This window comes from Bradyrhizobium sp. sGM-13, from assembly GCF_018398875.1.
GTDB lineage: Bacteria > Pseudomonadota > Alphaproteobacteria > Rhizobiales > Xanthobacteraceae > Bradyrhizobium.
In genome coordinates, this window is record NZ_JAGWDK010000005.1 from 364,091 (window position 1) to 382,943 (window position 18,853).

18 protein-coding genes are annotated in these 18,853 nt (G+C 63.8%); 15 read left to right on the top strand and 3 right to left on the bottom strand.

Annotated features, from left to right (window positions below; genetic code table 11):
- Nucleotides 1-66 precede the first annotated feature (66 nt).
- From KJQ96_RS10510 to KJQ96_RS10525, 4 genes are all read left to right on the top strand, one after another.
- On the top strand, nt 67-495 hold the full coding sequence (locus tag KJQ96_RS10510) for a PaaI family thioesterase (protein ID WP_213250498.1): 429 nt from the start codon (nt 67-69) through the stop codon (nt 493-495).
- 154 nt (nt 496-649) lie between these two features.
- The gene (rplM, locus tag KJQ96_RS10515; protein ID WP_028345742.1) at nt 650-1,114 is read left to right on the top strand and encodes a 50S ribosomal protein L13; all 465 of its coding nucleotides are present in this window, start codon (nt 650-652) and stop codon (nt 1,112-1,114) included.
- A 1-nt stretch (nt 1,115) separates the two neighbouring features.
- Entirely contained in the window at nt 1,116-1,592 is a 477-nt protein-coding gene (gene rpsI / locus KJQ96_RS10520) for a 30S ribosomal protein S9 (RefSeq protein WP_028345743.1), read from the top strand.
- 237 nt (nt 1,593-1,829) lie between these two features.
- Nucleotides 1,830-3,044 (top strand): GGDEF domain-containing protein, encoded by a 1,215-nt coding sequence (locus KJQ96_RS10525; protein ID WP_213286545.1) that lies wholly within the window; start codon nt 1,830-1,832, stop codon nt 3,042-3,044.
- Nucleotides 3,045-3,071: 27 nt separating this feature from the next.
- Here KJQ96_RS10525 and KJQ96_RS10530 read toward each other — a convergent pair whose 3' ends face one another.
- Nucleotides 3,072-3,893 carry an IclR family transcriptional regulator gene (locus KJQ96_RS10530; protein WP_213286546.1) on the bottom strand — a complete coding sequence of 274 codons (822 nt, stop codon included), beginning with the start codon at nt 3,891-3,893 and terminating at the stop codon, nt 3,072-3,074.
- A gap of 133 nt (nt 3,894-4,026) precedes the next feature.
- Here KJQ96_RS10530 and KJQ96_RS10535 point away from each other — a divergent pair, with 133 nt between their 5' ends.
- The 7 genes from KJQ96_RS10535 (at nt 4,027) to KJQ96_RS10565 (ending at nt 11,124) form a co-directional block, all read left to right on the top strand.
- Nucleotides 4,027-4,950: a dihydrodipicolinate synthase family protein gene (locus tag KJQ96_RS10535; protein ID WP_213286547.1), complete on the top strand. Its 924-nt coding sequence runs from the start codon at nt 4,027-4,029 to the stop codon at nt 4,948-4,950.
- Between the two features lie 25 nt (nt 4,951-4,975).
- A complete protein-coding gene (locus KJQ96_RS10540) occupies nt 4,976-6,439 on the top strand; it encodes an FAD-binding oxidoreductase (protein WP_213286548.1) in 1,464 nt (487 codons plus the stop codon).
- A 2-nt stretch (nt 6,440-6,441) separates the two neighbouring features.
- On the top strand, nt 6,442-7,554 hold the full coding sequence (locus KJQ96_RS10545; RefSeq protein WP_213286549.1) for a four-carbon acid sugar kinase family protein: 1,113 nt from the start codon (nt 6,442-6,444) through the stop codon (nt 7,552-7,554).
- Nucleotides 7,551-8,576: a 4-hydroxythreonine-4-phosphate dehydrogenase PdxA gene (pdxA, locus tag KJQ96_RS10550; RefSeq protein WP_213286550.1), complete on the top strand. Its 1,026-nt coding sequence runs from the start codon at nt 7,551-7,553 to the stop codon at nt 8,574-8,576. Before KJQ96_RS10545 ends, pdxA begins: the two co-directional genes overlap by 4 nt.
- Nucleotides 8,577-8,603: 27 nt before the next feature.
- Nucleotides 8,604-9,734: an iron-containing alcohol dehydrogenase gene (locus KJQ96_RS10555; RefSeq protein ID WP_213286551.1), complete on the top strand. Its 1,131-nt coding sequence runs from the start codon at nt 8,604-8,606 to the stop codon at nt 9,732-9,734.
- A 60-nt stretch (nt 9,735-9,794) separates the two neighbouring features.
- Nucleotides 9,795-10,766, top strand: a complete 972-nt coding sequence (locus tag KJQ96_RS10560) for a tripartite tricarboxylate transporter substrate binding protein (protein WP_213286552.1) — start codon at nt 9,795-9,797, stop codon at nt 10,764-10,766.
- Between the two features lie 121 nt (nt 10,767-10,887).
- The gene (locus tag KJQ96_RS10565) at nt 10,888-11,124 is read left to right on the top strand and encodes a hypothetical protein (RefSeq protein ID WP_213286553.1); all 237 of its coding nucleotides are present in this window, start codon (nt 10,888-10,890) and stop codon (nt 11,122-11,124) included.
- A gap of 10 nt (nt 11,125-11,134) precedes the next feature.
- On the opposite strand, the gene KJQ96_RS10570 is transcribed toward KJQ96_RS10565, so the two are convergent.
- On the bottom strand, nt 11,135-13,288 hold the full coding sequence (locus tag KJQ96_RS10570; RefSeq protein WP_213286554.1) for a carboxypeptidase-like regulatory domain-containing protein: 2,154 nt from the start codon (nt 13,286-13,288) through the stop codon (nt 11,135-11,137).
- A gap of 214 nt (nt 13,289-13,502) precedes the next feature.
- Here KJQ96_RS10570 and KJQ96_RS10575 point away from each other — a divergent pair, with 214 nt between their 5' ends.
- Nucleotides 13,503-13,805, top strand: coding sequence for an antibiotic biosynthesis monooxygenase (locus tag KJQ96_RS10575; protein ID WP_057839131.1), 303 nt, complete (start codon nt 13,503-13,505; stop codon nt 13,803-13,805).
- Between the two features lie 5 nt (nt 13,806-13,810).
- On the opposite strand, the gene KJQ96_RS10580 is transcribed toward KJQ96_RS10575, so the two are convergent.
- Nucleotides 13,811-14,938, bottom strand: coding sequence for an AI-2E family transporter (locus tag KJQ96_RS10580; RefSeq protein WP_213286555.1), 1,128 nt, complete (start codon nt 14,936-14,938; stop codon nt 13,811-13,813).
- Nucleotides 14,939-15,084: 146 nt separating this feature from the next.
- Here KJQ96_RS10580 and KJQ96_RS10585 point away from each other — a divergent pair, with 146 nt between their 5' ends.
- The 3 genes from KJQ96_RS10585 to KJQ96_RS10595 all read left to right on the top strand — a co-directional run bounded on the left by KJQ96_RS10585 (nt 15,085) and on the right by KJQ96_RS10595 (nt 18,693).
- The gene (locus KJQ96_RS10585) at nt 15,085-15,780 is read left to right on the top strand and encodes a hypothetical protein (protein ID WP_213286556.1); all 696 of its coding nucleotides are present in this window, start codon (nt 15,085-15,087) and stop codon (nt 15,778-15,780) included.
- A gap of 123 nt (nt 15,781-15,903) precedes the next feature.
- Complete coding sequence (locus KJQ96_RS10590; RefSeq protein WP_213286557.1) at nt 15,904-16,674, top strand: gamma-glutamyl-gamma-aminobutyrate hydrolase family protein; 771 nt, start codon at nt 15,904-15,906, stop codon at nt 16,672-16,674.
- A gap of 126 nt (nt 16,675-16,800) precedes the next feature.
- Nucleotides 16,801-18,693, top strand: coding sequence for a PAS domain S-box protein (locus KJQ96_RS10595; protein WP_213286558.1), 1,893 nt, complete (start codon nt 16,801-16,803; stop codon nt 18,691-18,693).
- Nucleotides 18,694-18,853: the final 160 nt, after the last annotated feature.

Sequence of the window (18,853 nt, forward strand, 5' to 3'; positions counted from 1 at the left end):
GATTTTCATTTTGGCTTTGCTGATAACGTAATGTAACAGGCAGTCTTAATCGAGGGCAGGGGCGGCATGGCGGCAGCGAAAATGAGCGTGGCTGAGCTGGAAAAGTTCCTCCGCGAGGAATTTCCGCAGGCCTTCAGCGATGGCGATATCACGATCGAGAGCGCCGACGGCGAGACTTGCCTGCTGCGCCGGCGGTACGACGAGCGCATGCTGCGTCCAGGCGGCACGGTGTCGGGGCCGACCCTGATGGCGATGGCCGATTTCGCGATGTATGTGGTGCTGCTCTCGGCGATCGGCCCGGTGGGGTTGGCGGTAACGACCAATCTCAACATCAATTTCCTGCGCAAGGGCCAGCCGGGACAGGACGTGCTAGCCGCAGCGCGCCTGCTGAAACTCGGCAAGCGGCTTGCGGTTGGCGAGGTCAATCTGCTGTCAGGCTCGTCGCCCGATCCGATCGCCCATGTGACGGCGACCTATTCCATTCCAAACACATAGAGTTTTGAAAGGTAGTATTACACCATATTTTTAAGCAATTGTTTTTATTGATGTAATTTGCAAACATTGACGTTGACTGGGAACGCGCCGTTCTCTAGAAACCCGCCAGTTCGGCGCATCTGGCGCCGATTTCCATTTTCACGGATTTCCTCACATGAAAACCTATTCGGCAAAGCCCGCCGAGGTGACGAAGAAGTGGGTCTTGATCGACGCCAAAGGTCTGGTGGTCGGCCGTCTCGCCACGCTCGTCGCGATGCGCCTGCGCGGCAAACATCTGCCCACCTATACCCCGCATGTCGATTGTGGTGACAACGTCATCATCATCAACGCGGCGCATGTGGTGCTGACCGGTCGCAAGCGCGACAACAAGGTCTACTACAAGCACACCGGCTTCATCGGCGGCATCAAGGAGCGCACCGCGAAACAGGTCCTCGAGGGCCGGTTCCCCGAGCGCGTGGTCGAGAAGGCCATCGAGCGAATGATCCCGCGCGGTCCGCTCGGACGCGTGCAGATGGGCAATCTGCGCGTCTACCCCGGCGCCGAACATCCGCATGAAGCCCAGCAGCCCGAGAAGGTTGATATCGCTTCGATGAACCGCAAGAACATGAGGGCCGCATAAGATGTCGGATACCATGCAGTCGCTCGACCAATTGGCGTCGTTGAAGACGGCCGCTCCGGAAGCGCCGAAATACGTCAAGAAGGTCGACAAATACGGCCGCGCCTATGCCACCGGCAAGCGCAAGGATGCGGTCGCCCGCGTCTGGATCAAGCCGGGCGCCGGCAAGATCACGGTCAACACCCGCGAAGTCGAGATTTACTTCGCCCGTCCGGTGCTGCGCATGCTGATCCAGCAGCCGCTGGTCGCGGCCGCGCGTGCCGGCCAGTACGATGTCATCTGCACGGTCGCCGGCGGCGGTCTGTCGGGCCAGGCGGGTGCCGTGCGTCACGGCATCTCGAAGGCGTTGACCAACTTCGAGCCCGATCTGCGCGGCGTGCTGAAGAAGGGCGGCTTCCTGACCCGCGACTCCCGCACCGTGGAGCGCAAGAAGTACGGCCGGGCCAAAGCGCGCAAGTCGTTCCAGTTCTCGAAGCGCTAATAGCTTCGCTAAAAATTGCAGCGGATTGCTGCATTCACCGGAAGAAAAGAGGGCGCCGATCGGCGCCCTTTTTGCTTACTATTTAGTGATGGGTTACCACGGATTTTCGTGAAAACTTGCTTACCCGCACTCACGAAATTGGAACACGGCCCTCCTAGTGTCCCCTGATGCGCTGGCGCGAAATTGCATTTTCAGTGTGCGCCGAACAAGTACCATCACACGCGTTCGGGTGAGCCCATGTCGTTCGATACTTCCACGCTCTATTTATTTGCCACGATGGTCGCAGGCATGCTCGGGGCGATGCTGGTGCTGTTCGGCAAGCAGGAAAACATTCCAGCCTTGAAGTGGTGGGGGACGGCCTATCTGCTTGGCGCATCGTCGGTGGCGATCTGGACCATCGGCGGCGCCAAACTCGGCGAGCCGCTGTTGCTGACGCTGCATGCGCTTGGTTTCGCGGCCTGCGGCATGGTCTGGAACGCCGCACGCGTATTCCACGGCCGCAAGCCCAATCTGCCAGGGCTTTCCCTCGGCGCGATCGCCTGGGTCGGCACGGTGCTGGCTTTGCCGTCGTTGAATCCCGCCATGCGGCTGGTCGTCGGTGCGGCGATCGTCGCGATCTACGCTGGGTTGACGGCTTCCGAATTGTGGAGCGAACGGCGGCGGACGATGCACAAGCGCTGGCCGACGATTGTCGTGCCCGTGATGCATGGTTGCGTGTTGGCGCTGCCGATCCTGCTCGGCAGCCTGTTGCGCCCGCATGACGAGACGTTTGCCAGCAGCATATGGGTGACGGCATTCTCGGTCGAACTGATCTTGTATGCGATCGGCACCGTCTTCGTGATCTTCATGCTGGTGTCCGACCGCGCCGTGACGGTGCACAAGACCGCGGCCTCGGTCGATCCCTTGAGCGGAATGCTGAACCGTCGCGGCTTTTCGGAAGCCTGCAATCAGGTGATCGAACGCGAGGCCGCCGCGGGGCGGCCGGTGACGGTGATGATTTTCGACATCGACCATTTCAAGAGCATCAACGACCGCTTCGGCCATCCCGCGGGCGACGAAATCCTCAAATTGTTCTCCACTGTCGTGGTCAGTAATTTGCGCATCAGCGATCTGTCGGGGCGCATCGGCGGCGAGGAGTTCGCGGCGTTGCTGGCGTGTCCGCTGGAAGAGGGCGTAATCGTGGCCGAACGCGTGCGCGAGGCGTTCGAGGCATCCAACATCGTCTGCGAGGAAGGCCCGGTCGACACCACCGTCAGCATCGGCGTCGCCGGCGGGCCGGCGGGGACGGAGCTCGAAGTATTGCTGGCGGCAGCCGATACCGCGCTCTATCAGGCCAAGCGCGGCGGCCGTAACCGGGTCGAGGCCGCGGAAGAGCTGCCGCTGTCGCTCGAGAAGTGGCGACGCAAGACCGCGGGGCGCGCAGCTTCGCAACGCCCCGCGACAGCGACCTAGCCCGGAATGGTGCGCGCGGCTGAAGTGCTAGTTCGGGAGCCCGGATTTGATTGCGAGGTCTTGCACGACGGTGGCGACACGCATCAGTTGGGGCAGGGCCTGGTCGTGGAAGGCGGCCATGTCCACGCGCGTCGCATCGACCGTGATGCTCAAGCCGGCAGTCACCGAACCTTGCGCGTCGAAGATTGGCGCTGCCAGCGTGCGGAGACCGTAAGCGTTTTCGCCGTCTGAGATCGCGTGTCCCTGCCGCCTGACGAGGTCGAGCCGGTCGAGCAGGGCATCGAGATCCGTCAGGGTTCGCTCCGATAATTTGATACGAGGCCGCGATTCCAGCCGGCGGATCTGTTCGTCCCGCGGCAGATACGCCAGCATGACGTGGCCGAGTGCGGCGCTGTAAGCCGGAATTCGCGTGCCGGGCCGACGGTCCATCTTGTGCCGGTCGAGGCCCGTGCCGACGCGTGCGAGATAGATCACGTCGCCTCCGTCGAGCGCGCCGAGCGAGGCCGCATCACATACTGACGGCACGAGGTCGCGCAGTAACGGCTCGGCCAAAGCGCGCAGCGCTCCCCCCGATAGCACCGTGTAGCCGAGATCGAGGCAGGCGACGCCAAGCCTGAACCGGCGGCTTTGCGGAACGGGGTGGAGATAGCCAAGCTCAATCAGCGTCTGGATCAAACGGAACGCCGTGCCGCGATCGAGATTGGCGCGCGCGGCAATCTCGCTGAGCGTCAACTCGAAGGCGTCGCTCGAAAAGCTCTGCAGAACACCGAAGGCCTTGCCGACGGATGCGACGTGGTTCTTCGGGTTTTTCGGCGCGGTGGTCGGCGCGCGCTTGGATGTCTTGGCCATCTCGTCAGTGCCCGCTTGCAAGAACGACGGCCGGCGGCCCTTGACGGGGGCAGCGGTCCGGTTCTAGGAGAGTGCAAGCTACATAACAAATGTTCGCATTCCGAACAACGGGTTTCGGGCGATCGGAGGAACTTTGTCGACATCATCCCTGCATCCTCGCGGTGTATTCTGTGCGGCGCTGACGCCGCTCGACGCCGAGCTCGCACCCGATCACGCGCGCTTTGTCGCGCACTGCCGCTATCTCCTGAGTGAGGGCTGCGATGGCATCGCGATGCTCGGCACCACCGGCGAAGCCAACTCGTTCTCGGTCGCCGAACGCACCGCGCTGCTCGAGGCGGTCGTGCGGGACGGCATCGCGCCGAACCGGCTGCTGCCCGGAACCGGAGTCGCGGCGCTCACCGATACGATTGTGCTGACGCGCCACGCGCTCTCGGTCGGCATCGATACCGTGGTGATGCTGCCGCCATTCTATTACAAGGGCGTCACCGATGACGGCGTCTATGCATCCTACAGCGAAGTCGTGCAGCGGCTTGGCGATGCGCGGCTCAAGATCGTGCTCTACCATATTCCCCAGATGTCGGCGCAACCGATCTCGCATGCATTGATAGAGCGGCTGCTTGCGGTCTATCCGGCGACCTTCGTCGGCATCAAGGACTCCTCGGGTGACTTCGCTAACATGACCGCAATAGTCGAGCGCTTTCCGGGTTTTGCGGTGCTGGCCGGCGCGGATCCGTTGCTCCTGCCGCTGTTGCGCAAAGGAGGCGCGGGATGCATCACCGCCACCTCCAACCTCGTCGCGCGCGATCTTGCCTATGTTTATCGGCACTTCCGCGACAGCGACGATGACCCCGGGCTCGCGGCGGCGCAGGCGCGCATCGTGAAGGCGCGCGAGCTTGTCTCACGTTTTGCGCAAATGGCATCGCTGAAGGCTCTGGTTGCGCAGCGAACCGGCCATGCCGGATGGCAACGCCTCCGGCCGCCGCTGGAGTTGCTGCCGGCACCGCAGTTGAAAGAGCTGCTTGCTAACGCCGGCGCGTTTGCCGCCGCCGGCGTCTAGCGCCAGTGGGCGACGAGACGAACTGATGACCGGATCCTTCCAAAATGTGCTTGCTGGACTGGCGGCAATCGTCGGCGACAATTATGTCATCGATTCCGCACCCGATCAGGAGCCCTATGTGGTGGACTGGCGCGGACGCTATCGCGGCCGCGCTGTCGCGGTGGTCAAGCCTGGCTCGACGGCTGAGGTTGCGGCGGTTGTCCGCTATTGTGCAGACAAGCGGCTCTCGATCGTCCCGCAAGGCGGCAACACCGGGATGTGCGGCGCCGCCACACCGGATGACAGCGCATTCAACGTCGTAATCCGGCTCGACCGCATGCGGCGCGTGCGCGACATCAGTCCGCTCGCCAATACGATTACGGTGGAGGCCGGCTGTATCCTCGCCGAAGTGCAGGCTGCGGCCGCGGCTGTGGACCGTCATTTTCCGTTGAGCCTCGGCGCCGAGGGCTCGTGCCAGATCGGTGGCAATATCTCGACCAATGCCGGCGGCACGGCGGTGCTGCGTTACGGACCGATGCGGGACCTGGTGCTCGGGCTAGAAGCGGTGCTGCCGGACGGGCGGATTTTCAACGGCCTCCGCGCGCTGCGCAAGGACAACACCGGCTACGCGCTCAAGCAGCTCTTCATCGGCGCGGAGGGGACACTCGGCATCGTCACCGCGGCGGTGCTGAAGCTGTTCGCGCCGCCACGCAGCTCGGCTTTGGCGCTGCTGAAACTGCAGAGCGTTGACCACGCCCTGCAGATCATGCAGCGGCTGCGCGGCGCCGTCGGCGATCGGCTCGGCAGCCTGGAAATCATGTCGCGCAGCCAGATCGAGGCGATCGCCGCGACCGTGCCCCATGTCGCCATTCCCTTCGAACTCACCACGCCGTGGTATCTGATCGTCGAACTGACCGATACGCTGGCCGGGATTGACCTCAACGAGCCGCTGGCCGCCGTGCTCTCGGAGGCGTTGGATGCGGGACTGGCCGAGGATGCCGTGCTGGCCTCGAGCGTTGCCCAGGCGAAGGCGATTTGGGCGGTGCGGCACAGCGTGTCCGAAGGCAACAAGCGCAGCGGCCATGTGCTATCGCACGACAGCGTGGTTCCGCTGGAGCGGCAGGCCGCGTTCGTCGCCAATGTCGAGACCAGGATCATGGCGGCGGTACCCCATGCGCGGGTCGTGATGCATGGCCATATCGGTGACGGCAATATTCACGTGATCGCCCTGATCGACCGTGATCGCTGCCGTGAGCCCGACGCGACGGCCGCGTTGGTGGCGGAGATCAACGAGATTGTCGACGACGAAACCGCCGCTCAGGGCGGGGCCATCAGCGCCGAGCACGGCATCGGCATCACCAATCGTGACCGGCTCGCGCGGGTGGCCGATGCGCTCGATGTCGACCTGATGCGCGGCATCAAGCAATTGCTCGACCCGAACGGCCTGATGAATCCAGACAAGATCTTCGCGAGCGAGCGCCGTACGACCCGCAGCGCTGGAGGGGCATGACGATGGCGAGCGTCCGCCTTCTTGCCGATGACCTCACCGGTGCGCTCGACACCGCGGCCGAGTTCGTCGGCTTGTGCGGACCGTTCGACGTGACCTGGCCGGAGGCGCTCCCGACGCGCGAACCGCAAAACCTTGCGATCGACAGCGGAACGCGCGAACTCGCAAAAGCAGAGGGCGTCGAGATCGTTGGACGGCTGGCGCCGCTGCTTTGTGATGGCACGATTGCCTACAAGAAGATCGACAGCCTGTTGCGCGGAGCGTGGGTTGCCGAACTTGGCGCCTGCTTGCGTACTGGTTATTGGGCCTCTTGCGTCATTGCGCCGGCCTTCGAGTACCAGGGACGCCGCACGTGCGATGGTCAGCAGTTCGCCCGCAAGTCGCAGGGCGAGTGGTATCCGGTCGGCGCGAATCTGCTGGCGCAACTCGAAGCGGAAAGCATCCACGCCCGGCAAGGCCGGTTCGAGACGCTGTCGCATGGCGGCGTTCAGGTCTTCGATGCCGCGAGTGACCAGGATCTCGATCGTGTGGTCGAAATGGGCCGCCAGCTTGCTGCGCCCGTGCTATGGTCCGGGAGCGGCGGACTGGCCGGCGCGTTGGCGCGCGGCAGCTACGCTGGCGCATCGCGGCGCTTGAAGAAGCCGGTGCTCGGATTGTTTGGCTCCGATCAAATCGTCACCGCATCCCAGCTTGAGGCATGCGGAGAGGCCACCATCGCCCTTGTCGAAGCCGAGGCCGGAGGTGCGGCGCGGGTGCACCGCAAGCTTGCCGATGACGGCGTGGCGCTGGTGAAGTTCTCGCTTTCCGAGGGCCTTTCGCGCCCGGAGGCGGCCAGGCGGATCGCGCGTGAAATGACCGCATTGATTGCAGCGCTTGATCCTCCTGGCACGCTGATCGTGGCCGGCGGCGAGACCTTGAAAGCGGTTTGCGTCGCTCTCGGCGCGCAGGCGTTGCGGGTCGCAGGCCGCCTCGTGCCGGGCCTGCCGCGCTCGACCCTGCAGGGCGGCCGTTGGGCTGGCGTTGACGTGATCTCCAAATCCGGAGCGTTTGGTACAAGGGAGTTATGGCGCGATCTGCTCCATGACAATCAACTGCTCAGAACAGGGAAACCGACATGACCTCTCGCCATCTCGCGATCACCATGGGCGATCCGGCCGGCATCGGGCCGGAGATCATCGTCAAGGCCTGCATCGGCTTGCAGGAAAGGATCGCCAAGGGCGATCTGGGCCTTCTGATCATCGGCAGCGGCGCCGCATTGGGCGCCGCGAAGGCCGCGCTTGGCGCAAGCATCGCGATTCCGGAAGTGAGCGCCGAAGACCGCGATTGGCCCAATCTCTGTTTTCTACAGGCCGACGCTGACGGCGCGCCGATCCATCCGGGCGTGTTGAGTGCCGATGGCGGAAGGTTTGCGTTCAAGGCGGTCGAGCGGGGCGTGCGGCTGACACAGGCCGGGCGGACAGCGGCCATCGTCACGGCGCCACTGAACAAGGAGGCGCTCAACAAGGCGGGCTACCACTATCCCGGTCACACCGAGATGCTGGCGCATCTCACCGGCGTGCGCGGCTCGGTGATGCTGCTGGCCCACGGCAACATGCGCGTCAGCCATGTCTCGACGCACGTGGCGCTCGAAGACGTGCCGAAGCGGCTGACCCCGGAGCGGCTCCGTCAGGTGATCGACCTCACCGACGATGCGTTACGCCGGCTCGGCATCGCGCGCCCCAAGATCGCAATTGCGGCGCTCAATCCGCATGCGGGCGAGGGCGGGTTGTTCGGACGGCAGGATATCGACGTCTCGGCGCCGACCATTGCCAAGGCGGTCGCCGATGGTCTCGACGTCGTCGGCCCGGTGGCCGGCGACACCATCTTCGTCAAGCTGCGCGCCGGCCAATTCGATGCGGTCGTCGCGATGTATCACGACCAGGGGCATATTCCAGTGAAGTTGCTCGGTTTCCAGGTCGATCCTACCACTGGCCGCTGGCAGGAGCTTTCCGGCGTCAACATCACGTTGGGCCTTCCGATCATCCGCACCTCCGTCGATCACGGCACCGCCTTCGATATCGCAGGCAAGGGCATTGCCAACGAACATAGCTTGATCGAGGCCATCGATTACGCCGAGCGCCTGGCCGGCGGACCTCCATAGCTCCAAAGTGACGAGAGCAGACATCCAATGACCAATTCCTTCACGCCGATCGAAATTCTGCGTCCCACGGTGGTCGAGTTCGGATGCGGAACGATTGCTGCCGCTCAGCGCTTTGCGGAGCGGATCGGCGCGCGACGGCCGCTGGTCATTTCGGATCCCTTCAACGCGCGGCGCGTCGATCAGTTGGCATTGCCCGGTGCCGTTAAGGTATTCGGCGACGTCAAGCCCGAGCCTGATATGCCCAACCTCGATAAGGCGGTGGCGATGGCGCGTGAAGCCGCGCCCGATCTCATCGTGGGTTTCGGCGGCGGCAGCGCGATGGATCTCGCCAAGCTGGTTGCCGTGCTCTGCACCGATGATACCGTCTTTGCCGACGTCGTCGGTGCCGAGAAGGTCACGGGCCGCAGCGTTGCGCTGATGCAGATCCCCACCACCTCGGGGACCGGCAGCGAAGCCGGCACCCGGGCGCTCGTGACCGATCCGGCCAGCCGCAACAAGCTCGCGGTGCAGAGCCGCGTTATGCTCGCTGATATCGCCATCGTCGATCCCGACCTCACGATGACTGTGCCGCGCGACGTCACCGCAGCAACCGGCGTCGATGCGCTGGCGCATTGCGTCGAAGCCTATACCAGCCGCAAGGCGCATCCTGCGATCGACCTCTACGCGATCGAAGGCGCGCGGCTGGTCGGGCGCTATCTGCGGCGCGCGGTAGCCGATGGCAGCGATCGCGAGGCGCGCGCCGGCCTCGCGCTGGCCTCGCTCTATGGCGGCTATTGCCTCGGCCCGGTCAATACAACGGCGGGCCACGCGGTGGCCTATCCGCTCGGCACGCGGCATCACGTGGCGCATGGCCTCGCCTGCGCGGTGATCTTCCCGCATACGCTGGCGTTCAACATGCCGGCGACTTCGGCGAAGACGATCGCCGCGCTGCACGCGCTCGGCTTGCCAGAACGTAACGTTCCAGCGGCTGCGTTCGACGCCGCTTATGGGTTCTGCGCCGATCTCGGCATCGAGATGCGGTTGTCCGCGCTCGGCGTTCCCAAGGACGATCTCGGCGTCATGGCGGACGAGGCGCATGCCATCCGTCGTCTGCTCGACAACAACCCGCGCGATTTGAGCCGTGACGAGATTTTGAAGATGTACGAGAAGGCGTTCTAGCCCGCCCGGCTGCGGCGCACGGCACCAACCAATAACAAGCAGGAAGCAGAGGAAACTTCGATGAGATCGATGAGGCTTATTATTACGTCAGCGATGCTGCTGGCGGCGGCGCCAACGAAGGCGGAAGAGGCGTATCCTTCCAGGCAGGTGAGTGTGATCGTTCCCTTCGCCGCCGGCGGTACTGCGGATATCTTCGCGCGGATGGTCGCCAATCACCTTCAGGCGAAATTGGGCAAGCCGTTCGTGGTCGAAAATGTCGGCGGCGCCGGCAGCATCGTCGGCGTGACCCGGCTGGCGCGCTCGGCTCCGGACGGACTGACCTTGGGCCTGGCAAGCACATCCGCGCTTGCGATCAACCCGTCGCTGTATGGTCCGAAGCTCAGCTATCAGCCCGATAAGGATCTGCAGCCGATCGCCCAGATCAGCGTCGTGCCCAACGTGCTGGTCGTCAATCCTGACAAGATCAAGGCGCGGACCCTGCCGGACCTGATCGCCTATCTGAAGGCCAATCCGGACAAGGTGTCGTTCGGTTCGGCCGGCGTCGGCACCTCGCAGCACCTGGCGGGCGAGTTGTTCCAGCAGATGACGGGTACCAAAATGGTGCATGTGCCCTACAAGGGCTCGAGCACGATGTTGACGGATCTCCTCAGCGGCCAGATCGACCTCGCGTTCGACAATGTGCCGCTGCTCTTGCCGCAGGCGAAGACCGGCAAGCTCGCGCTGATCGCGGCCGCAACGCCCAAGCGCGCGTCGTTCGATCCGAACCTTCCCACCGTCGCCGAGCATCTACCCGGCTTCGAGGCGGTCGCCTGGCACGGCTTCTTCGTCCCGGCCGCCACGCCCAAGCCGATCGTCGAAAAGCTGTCGGCGGAGATCCGGGCTTTCATGCAGCAGCCGGAGACGGTGCAAAAGATGGCCGAACTCGGCGCTGACGCCGTGGCGCTCGATGCTCAACCGTTTGCGGCTTACATCGCGTCGGAGACGGCGCGATGGAAGAAGGTCATCGAAGCCGCCAACATCAAGCTGGAGTAGCGCTTCTCTACGCGTGAACAAGACGATACGTCCGAAGGCCAATTCAACACTTTCGAATTGGTCTCCGGATGAAGTTGGCGCGGTAACCTCCCGTTTACCATTCCATCCATATCATCGGCGTATGAATTCACCCCGCAGACGAAACCCACAGGCTGCCCTGATGTCGCTCGAAGCGGCCGCGGCCTCCGCCCGCGGCGGGTTTGGTTGCATGTTCTCGACCTCGGAAGAATTTGAGATGGCGCTCATCACCGAGCGCCGTGCGCAGGGGCGTTACCTTCAGCGCAGAATGCGCTGGCCTGCCATACTGTTCATCGGCTTTGCGCTGATGATCGCCGGCACGGCGCTGCTGTTCGGCTAGCCGCTACTCCTCACTTCGCCAATGGGTCGGGGCGAACCTGAATATGCACCGCCCGCGGCTTTGAGCCCTTGCCGCCTTCCATCAACCATGGTGTGCGGTCACCGCTCGAGCTCCAGAGACCACGGCCTTTCCAGCCTGCGTTTGGATCATCAATGCGTCCGTCGAGGCCCTTGGCAAAGAAGCCGAGCGGATAGGGGATGCGCAGCATCACCATCTGCCCGTCCTTGAAGGCGACGAAGCCGTCGTTGAGGTTGGCGGTGGAGATCGGGATGTTCTCGCCGAGCCCGGCCGTGTTGTGGTGATCGACCCAGGTGTAATAGCTCGCCTCGGCGCTGGAGTTCTCGAACCCTTCGAAGCCGGGGCCCGGATATTTGAAGTAGGCGAAGCCTTCCGGGCAGTGATTGCCGGTCGCGCCCGGCCCGTTCAGCGGCGCCTTGCACTTGCTGCGATCGAAGCGGATCAGGCTGCCGTTCGAGCCCGAGCCCCAGAGCACGCCGTTCTTGTCGATATCGCCGCCGCGGATGCCGATGCCTTCCTTCGGAATCGCGTAGAATTCCGACAGCTTGGTCTTGGGATCGAACCGCATGAAGCCGGGTGGACCGACGAACACGTTGACGGTGTACCAGACCGAGCCGTCAGTCGGATGCGGCATCACCGCGTAGGGGCCGGAGCCCGCAATGCGCATGTCCTTGTTGGCCTCCGCCGGTTTACCCGGGTCGGTATATTCGTCGACCTTGCCGTTGCCGTTGGTGTCGAGCACGAATGGTGCCCATCCCTGCGCTTTGACGGCATCGCCGGTCTCGTCCCATAGCTTGGTGTTCACCCATCCGGCGACCGGACCGGTCCCCGAGAGCCACAGCGTATCGTCGGCGTCGTAGCCGAATTGCGGATGATGGGTGCCGAAGCAGGTATCGACGAAGCTGTACTTCTGGGTCTTGGGATCGAATACCGACACTTGCCGGCCCGAGCGTTCGAGCGGAAACGCCTTGGCCGACGGGTGATCAGATCCTCTCTTGCAATACGCCGGATTTTCGATGCCGCGCACGGCGGCCGCCAACCACAGCCGGCCCTTCTTGTCGAACATGCTGTTGTGATTATTGGTCCGCTGGCTCCATATCTTCTCGTCGCCCCAATAGGCCGAAGGGCTGACCGGATTGAGGAGGGCCGTGCCATGCAGCGGAGGGCCGAACGATTCCGGAGCGTTGGGATCGGCGACGGGCATTTTCGAGAACGTCACCTTGTGCGTTTTGGGATCGAGGATCGGCATGTCATCGGAGGAATATTCGTTCGCCCCGTACAGCGGGCCGTAGGCGTTGACCGTCGGGTAGCGGCGGTCTGACGAAATCAGATCGTGGACGAAGTGCTTCTCGGTCGCCCATTCCCAAGATGAGATGACGACGTTGCGCTCGAGGCCGGCCGGCCGCGGCGGTTTTTCTTTCGGCAGTTCGCCCTTGGCGACCCGGTCTGTCCAGTCGCCGAAATACTTGAACGGCACGCCGCCCATTTGCCCCGCGAGCCGGTTCACCATCCATTCGCCGGTTTGCCCTGCAGCGACACGGCGCATCCAGGCTTCCTCGCCGGACTTGAATTCGCCGAACGCTGCCGGCATCGTGCGCGTGGATTCTTGGCCGAGCTGATGGCAGCCGATGCAGTCGACATTGTTCATCCGCTGGCGCCAGATCTCCTGGGTAATCTCCTTCGGGATCTCGGTGGAGCCGCCGAAATCTTTCGCCGGCGGGATCTTCATCATCGTGTACCAATAGATCGCCGAGTAATAATGAGCGGCGGCGGCATCGTTCGGCGCCGCGACCGCCGTGAGATTGACCTGTTGGCCGGGCTTGGCGCGCAGCTTGGGTGAATCCACAAGACCATAGCCGCGAACCCAGATCGCGTAGTTGACGTTCGGCGGCAGGTCCGGGATCACGTAGCGGCCCTGGTCGTCGGTAACCACCATTTTGGCGAATTTCGTCGGCAACTCGGTGGTCTCAGCGATGACCCAGACGCCGGCCTCCGGGCCGCTCGATCCGCGCACCACGCCGCCGATATCATCATTGTCGATCGCAACCGCCGCTGGCTGCTGCGCATGCGATGGCGCCGCCATCAAGCTCAGTCCACTTGCCGCCGCAGCCAGGGTGAAGGAGAACAGGATCCGACCGAGATTCATCGTTTCTCTCCCCGTGACCATGAGCTTGTTGTCGCTCGTTATTGGCGCAAGCCTACACCAGACCAGGGTTGCGGCGGGAGCATGTCACTGGCGCGGTTTCCTCACGCTTGCGGCATCAACGACTACCGTGCATCGCAACAACGTCCATGCATCCGCCTTTTGCTTTTGAGGCGGCTGGGTTAGACACGCCAATTCTCATGAGAGGGCGTAACCAATGATCACCGAAATCGCGCAAATCGACGTCAAGCCGGGCACCGAGAAGGATTTTGAAGCGGCCGTCGCCAAGGCCCGTCCGCTGTTCCTGCGCGCCAAGGGCGGCAAGGGGTTTGAACTGCACAAGTCGATCGAGAAGCCGCAGCGATATCGGCTGGTGGCGAAATGGGAGACGCTGGAAAACCACACCGTGGACTTTCGCGGCTCGGAAGATTTCACCGCTTGGCGCGCGCTGGTCGGCCCGTACTTTGCTTCGCCGCCCGAGGTCGAGCATACCGAGACGGTGCTGACCACGGCGGACTGAAGCTATCAGCCGGCTGCAATCGCGGCCGGCGCCGCTTCCGCCTTGAAATGATTGATCATCACCTTGGCGATCGCCATCAGAGGCAGCGCGAGCGCCAGCCCCCAAATGCCGAACACGACGCCGAGCAGTATCTGGAACGCAAACAGCGTCGCAGGCGGAATGTCCAGCGCCTGCCGCTGAATGATCGGTGTCAGCACGTAGCTTTCCAGCGCGTGCACCCCGAGGAACAGGATGAAGGCGGAGAGGCCCGCGACCCATCCCGACGCGAGACTGGCCAGCACCACGATCAGCCCGCCGAGAATGGCGCCGACCGTCGGGATGAAGGCGAGCAGCCCAGCCTGGATGCCCAGGATGAACGAGCTCTGGATGCCGATGATCGATAGCCCGATCCAGGTCACCAGGAACACTGCAACCATGGTGATGATCTGCGCGATCAGCCAGCGCTCCAGCGTCTCGCCGATCCGGTCGACGATCGCAACCGCGCGCGCGCGATGCCTCACGGGCGCCATGAACAGCAGTCCGTTGCGGTAGACGCTTGGCTGGGTGGCGAAGGCAATCCCCAAAAACAGCACGATGAAGAAGTTTCCGACTGCGCTGGCGGTGCCGAGAATCAGTTTGAGGCTCTGGCTGAAGATGGCGCCGCCGCTGGCCGCAATCGTGCCGGCGCTGGGAAGTGTGTGCGGCGTCGGCGTCGCGGCGGGCGCCGGCGTGCCATCATCCGACGTCGAGGACAGGGTGCCGAAATCGAAAAAGCTGGTATCGATGCCGTTCCGCTCCAGGAAGCCCTTGACGTTGACGAGCTGCGATTTGAGCGTGTTGCTCAACGTCGTTGTCTGCTGGGCGATTGTGGTGCCGCCGAGGAAGACGATGCCCGACAGCATGCCCGCGACCACCAGGCAGACCATCGTCAGGCGCAGCGCATGCGGCAGCCGCACCACGCGTCCAAGCAGGTTGCTCATGGCGTTGAGGGTGACGCCGAGCAGGATGCCGGAAAAGATAAGAAACAGTGTCGCGGCAAAGTGCCAGGTGAACACGAGCAGCGCGGCGAACAGCACGACGCCGATGCCGCCGACCGATATCGCCCACGCCATATCGTTGCGGGCCTGAAGGCGATTGTCAGCCGGACCTTTCACGTTGATTCCTTTTCGCAGAATGTCGTCTGCAGTCTTTCGCCAAAAACGCCGCCGGGATCAAGCGGGAGCGCACGCGCCGGTTTGACGCTGCCACGTCCGGTATGCCAAGCGGTAGCCGAATCCGATATAGCGCCGGCGAGGACGAGATGAATTTTAAATGGTTCGGCCCGATTGCGCTGTTGGCGGCGCTGGTGATCGGCGACCAGATCAGAATCAACCGTCCCGCCCACAAATATCGTCTGTCGGTCGACGTCGAGACGCCGGACGGGCGCAAATCGGCATCTGGCGTGGTCGCCGTTCATCCCGATCGCAGCTACACCCGCCGCGGTCAGACCCGCACCGTCGGCGACGCCATTTTCGTCGATCTCGGGCAGGGCAAGAACCTTGTCGCGCTGCTCGCGCATGTCGACAACAACCTCGTCCTCGACGACGTGAACTACGTGGCTCTGCGCGCCTACACGTCGGCGGCCGGCAAGCGGGTCTCGTTTGACGAGATGAGCCGGTTGACCGGCGTCGTGCCGGTAAAGGACACGCTGATCCCGGTGCTCGTGACCTTTACCGATCCGGCCAAGCCCGGCACCGCGCGGCGGATCGCACCCGACGATGCCGAGGCGGTGCTCGGCAGCGGGTATCGCATTCAGGGGATATCGGCTGAAGTGGTGCCGAATGGATATTGGCCGGTCGATTTCGGCGGCGCGCTGGGCGAGCCGGTCACACGTGGAATTCAGGCGAAACTGCCATGGCTTGGTGATGCCGGCAATTCGGCTGCCGCGGCGCTCCGGGCGGCCGGTTTGCCCGGGGTCGACGGCATGGACGCCCGCGAGGCTTTCACGCGAAAATAGCAGGGCAGGCCCGCGAGCCCTTGCCGGATATTGATCCGCCGCCGGCTCGCGGGCATTATCGTCCGCAATAGCGGCCCAACCCACAAGATCCTTGCAGAGGACGATGACAGCGGAAAATTGGCGATGAGACGGCCCGTGGTCGGTGTGATCGGGAACGCCTATCGCGTCGAAAATCGTTTTCAGACCCAGGTGGTCGGAGAGCGCAATTTGCGCGCGGTCGCCGACGTGGCGGGGGCCCTGCCGCTGATGTTTGCCGGATCGCCCGAGATTACCGACATCGGCGCGCTGCTCGACGTCGTCGATGGTATCGTGCTGACCGGCGCACGGGCCAATGTCCATCCGACCCGCTTCAAGACCGAGCCGCACGAGAGGCACGAGCCCTACGACATCCACCGGGACGACGTCGCGCTGGCGCTGACGGAGGCCTGCGTTGCCCGCGGCGTGCCGATCTTCGGCATCTGCCGCGGCCTGCAGGAAATGAACGTCGCCTTCGGCGGCTCGCTGCATCCGGAAATCCGCGAGATCCCCGGCCGCATGAACCACCGCATGCCGCGCCTGGAGAACGGCGAAATCCATCCGGACCCGACGGTCGTGTTCGCCGACCGCCATGACGTCCATCTCACGCCCGGCGGCACCTTTGCAAGCCTGCTCGGCTGCGAAACCATCCGGGTGAATTCGCTGCACGGGCAGGGCATCCTCGAACCGGGGAGGCGCGTCGTCATCGAAGGCATTGCCGAGGACGGCACCATCGAAGCGATCCGGATCGCGGACGCACCGAGCTTTGCGCTCGGTGTGCAGTGGCATGCCGAGTATGATCCGCAGCGCAACCCGATCAATCGCAAGCTGTTCGAGGCGTTCGGGGCGGCGCTCAAAGCGCACACGCGCGCGAGCTGACCGGACAAATCCCGAGCGGGCGCGTCCCGAAGCGACCTGATCCGTAATCCTACGGGGCCGAAAAGATAGGACCGGCTCCGGGAAGTTGGTTAAGTCAGCCATCATCTCTACGCTGGTAAAGCCGCCATGAAGCAACCAGGACGTCTCGCGCCGGCGATGATCTTGCTGGTCCTCGTGACGTCCTGCGTCGTGAGTGCAGTGACCTATTTCCTGGCGACGCGCGCCCCCTCGCTGGGGCCGCTGGCGATCATCGTCGGCGCCGCGCTGGCGAGCGCTGCAATCATCGGCCTGTTTGCGATTCTTGCCGCGGCGAGGCTTTGGCACAGGCTTTCCGATGTCGCGGATCTTGCGGATGGACGCAACGGAGCGGAGGAGGGACGCGCTGACCAGACGCTGATCGACAGCGAAATGGCGCAAGCCATTATCGAAGGCTCGCTCGACGCCTTCGTCCAGACCGATGAGCGCTGCGTCATCCTCGGCTGGAGCCCGCATGCCGAGGCCCTGATGGGATGGACGCGCACTGAGGCCATCGGCCGGAGCGTGGACGAACTGGTCTTTCCGGAATCGCAGCGCACGGTGCACCGGCAATGGATCGATCGATTCCTGAGCGAGGCGGCGGGCGATGCCGTCGGAGGACGCTACGAAACGCTGTTGCTGCACAAGGACGGCCGCGAATTCTTCGCCGAAGTATCGCTCACAGCACTGCGCCGCGGCGAAGGCTATGTCATCAACGCTTTCATTAGGGACATCACCGCGAAGCGCGCCGCGGAGGAGCAGTTGTTCCGGACGCAGAAGATGGAGTCGGTCGGGCAACTGACCGGCGGCATCGCCCATGACTTCAACAACGTGCTGACCGTAATCACGGGCACGATCGAAATCCTGGCCGACGGCGTCAAGCATGATCCGGCGCTCGCCTCGATCGCCCGAATGATCGGCGACGCCGCCGATCGCGCATCCCAGCTTACGGCCAGCCTCTTGGCCTTTGCCCGCAAACAGCCGCTGCGCCCGCGCGAGACCGACGTCAACGCGCTGGTCGAGGAAGTGGTGCAACTGTTGGAGCCGACCCTCGGACGACAGATTCAAATCGAAACCGCGTTGAGCGATCAGGTCTGGCCGGCTTTGGTCGACGGCAGCCAGCTCTCCTCCGCCCTCGTCAATCTCGCGATCAACGCCCGCGACGCCATGCCCGATGGCGGCAGGCTGCTGTTCAGGACGGGAAATCTCACGCGCGGCGAGCATGACGCCGACATGGGCGGGCTCGGCGCGGGCGCCTATGTCGTGATCGAGGTGATCGATGCCGGCGCCGGCATTCCACCCGCGATCCGCGACAGGATTTTCGAGCCGTTCTTTTCGACCAAGCAGTTCGGCGTGGGCACGGGACTTGGGCTGAGCATGGTGTTCGGATTTGCAAAGCAATCCGGCGGCAGCGTCGTGGTCGAGAGCGAGGAGGGCAAGGGTGCCTGCTTCCGCATCCTTCTCCCCAAGGCCGATACCGAGCCCTCGGACGCGCTCGACGCGAGCGATGCACCGCCGGAGGCGGACGGCGAACTGCGGGGCGGAACGGAAACCATCCTCTGCGTGGAGGATGACGACGTGGTGCGGGCGCACGTCGTCGGCCGGCTCGAAAGCCTCGGCTACAAGGTCATTGCCGCCGCCAGCGCGGCGCAGGCGCTTGAGCTGGTCAACTCCGGTGCAGCATTCGATCTTCTGTTCACCGACATCGTCATGCCCGGCGCGATCAATGGCCGGCAGCTTGCGGAGGAGGTCGCCAAGCTGCGCCGGCCGCTTCGAGTGCTCTATACGTCCGGCCATACCTTCGATGCCTTTGGTTCGAGCGAGCGCCCCGGCGAGGGCGTGCTGTTGCTCGCCAAGCCGTACCGCAAAGCCGAATTGGCGCGCATGCTGCGCCTCTGCCTCGACCGTGCGATCGACCACATGGGCGACCCGATCCCGCTGCCATATTCGGTGCAGGAGGACGTCGATCGTTTCCTGAAGGAAAATCCGCCGGGGCGGGAGTAGGGCGCTGCGTTCCACGAGATGACGAATAGTGACGACGCAGCAACAGTTGTCATCCCCGCGCAGGCGGGGATCCAGTACGCCGCGGCCTGTCAGTTCAATCACTGACGTCTCTGGAATACTGGGTCACCCGCCTTCGCGGGTGACGACAACGGAATATGAA

Coding starts and splice junctions, on each gene's coding strand:
- KJQ96_RS10510 (WP_213250498.1), top strand. CDS start 67: ATGGCGGCAGCGAAAATGAGCGTGGCTGAGCTGGAAAAGTTCCTCCGC.
- rplM (WP_028345742.1), top strand. CDS start 650: ATGAAAACCTATTCGGCAAAGCCCGCCGAGGTGACGAAGAAGTGGGTC.
- rpsI (WP_028345743.1), top strand. CDS start 1,116: ATGTCGGATACCATGCAGTCGCTCGACCAATTGGCGTCGTTGAAGACG.
- KJQ96_RS10525 (WP_213286545.1), top strand. CDS start 1,830: ATGTCGTTCGATACTTCCACGCTCTATTTATTTGCCACGATGGTCGCA.
- KJQ96_RS10530 (WP_213286546.1), bottom strand. CDS start 3,893: ATGGCCAAGACATCCAAGCGCGCGCCGACCACCGCGCCGAAAAACCCG.
- KJQ96_RS10540 (WP_213286548.1), top strand. CDS start 4,976: ATGACCGGATCCTTCCAAAATGTGCTTGCTGGACTGGCGGCAATCGTC.
- KJQ96_RS10545 (WP_213286549.1), top strand. CDS start 6,442: ATGGCGAGCGTCCGCCTTCTTGCCGATGACCTCACCGGTGCGCTCGAC.
- pdxA (WP_213286550.1), top strand. CDS start 7,551: ATGACCTCTCGCCATCTCGCGATCACCATGGGCGATCCGGCCGGCATC.
- KJQ96_RS10555 (WP_213286551.1), top strand. CDS start 8,604: ATGACCAATTCCTTCACGCCGATCGAAATTCTGCGTCCCACGGTGGTC.
- KJQ96_RS10560 (WP_213286552.1), top strand. CDS start 9,795: ATGAGATCGATGAGGCTTATTATTACGTCAGCGATGCTGCTGGCGGCG.
- KJQ96_RS10565 (WP_213286553.1), top strand. CDS start 10,888: ATGAATTCACCCCGCAGACGAAACCCACAGGCTGCCCTGATGTCGCTC.
- KJQ96_RS10570 (WP_213286554.1), bottom strand. CDS start 13,288: ATGAATCTCGGTCGGATCCTGTTCTCCTTCACCCTGGCTGCGGCGGCA.
- KJQ96_RS10575 (WP_057839131.1), top strand. CDS start 13,503: ATGATCACCGAAATCGCGCAAATCGACGTCAAGCCGGGCACCGAGAAG.
- KJQ96_RS10585 (WP_213286556.1), top strand. CDS start 15,085: ATGAATTTTAAATGGTTCGGCCCGATTGCGCTGTTGGCGGCGCTGGTG.
- KJQ96_RS10590 (WP_213286557.1), top strand. CDS start 15,904: ATGAGACGGCCCGTGGTCGGTGTGATCGGGAACGCCTATCGCGTCGAA.
- KJQ96_RS10595 (WP_213286558.1), top strand. CDS start 16,801: ATGAAGCAACCAGGACGTCTCGCGCCGGCGATGATCTTGCTGGTCCTC.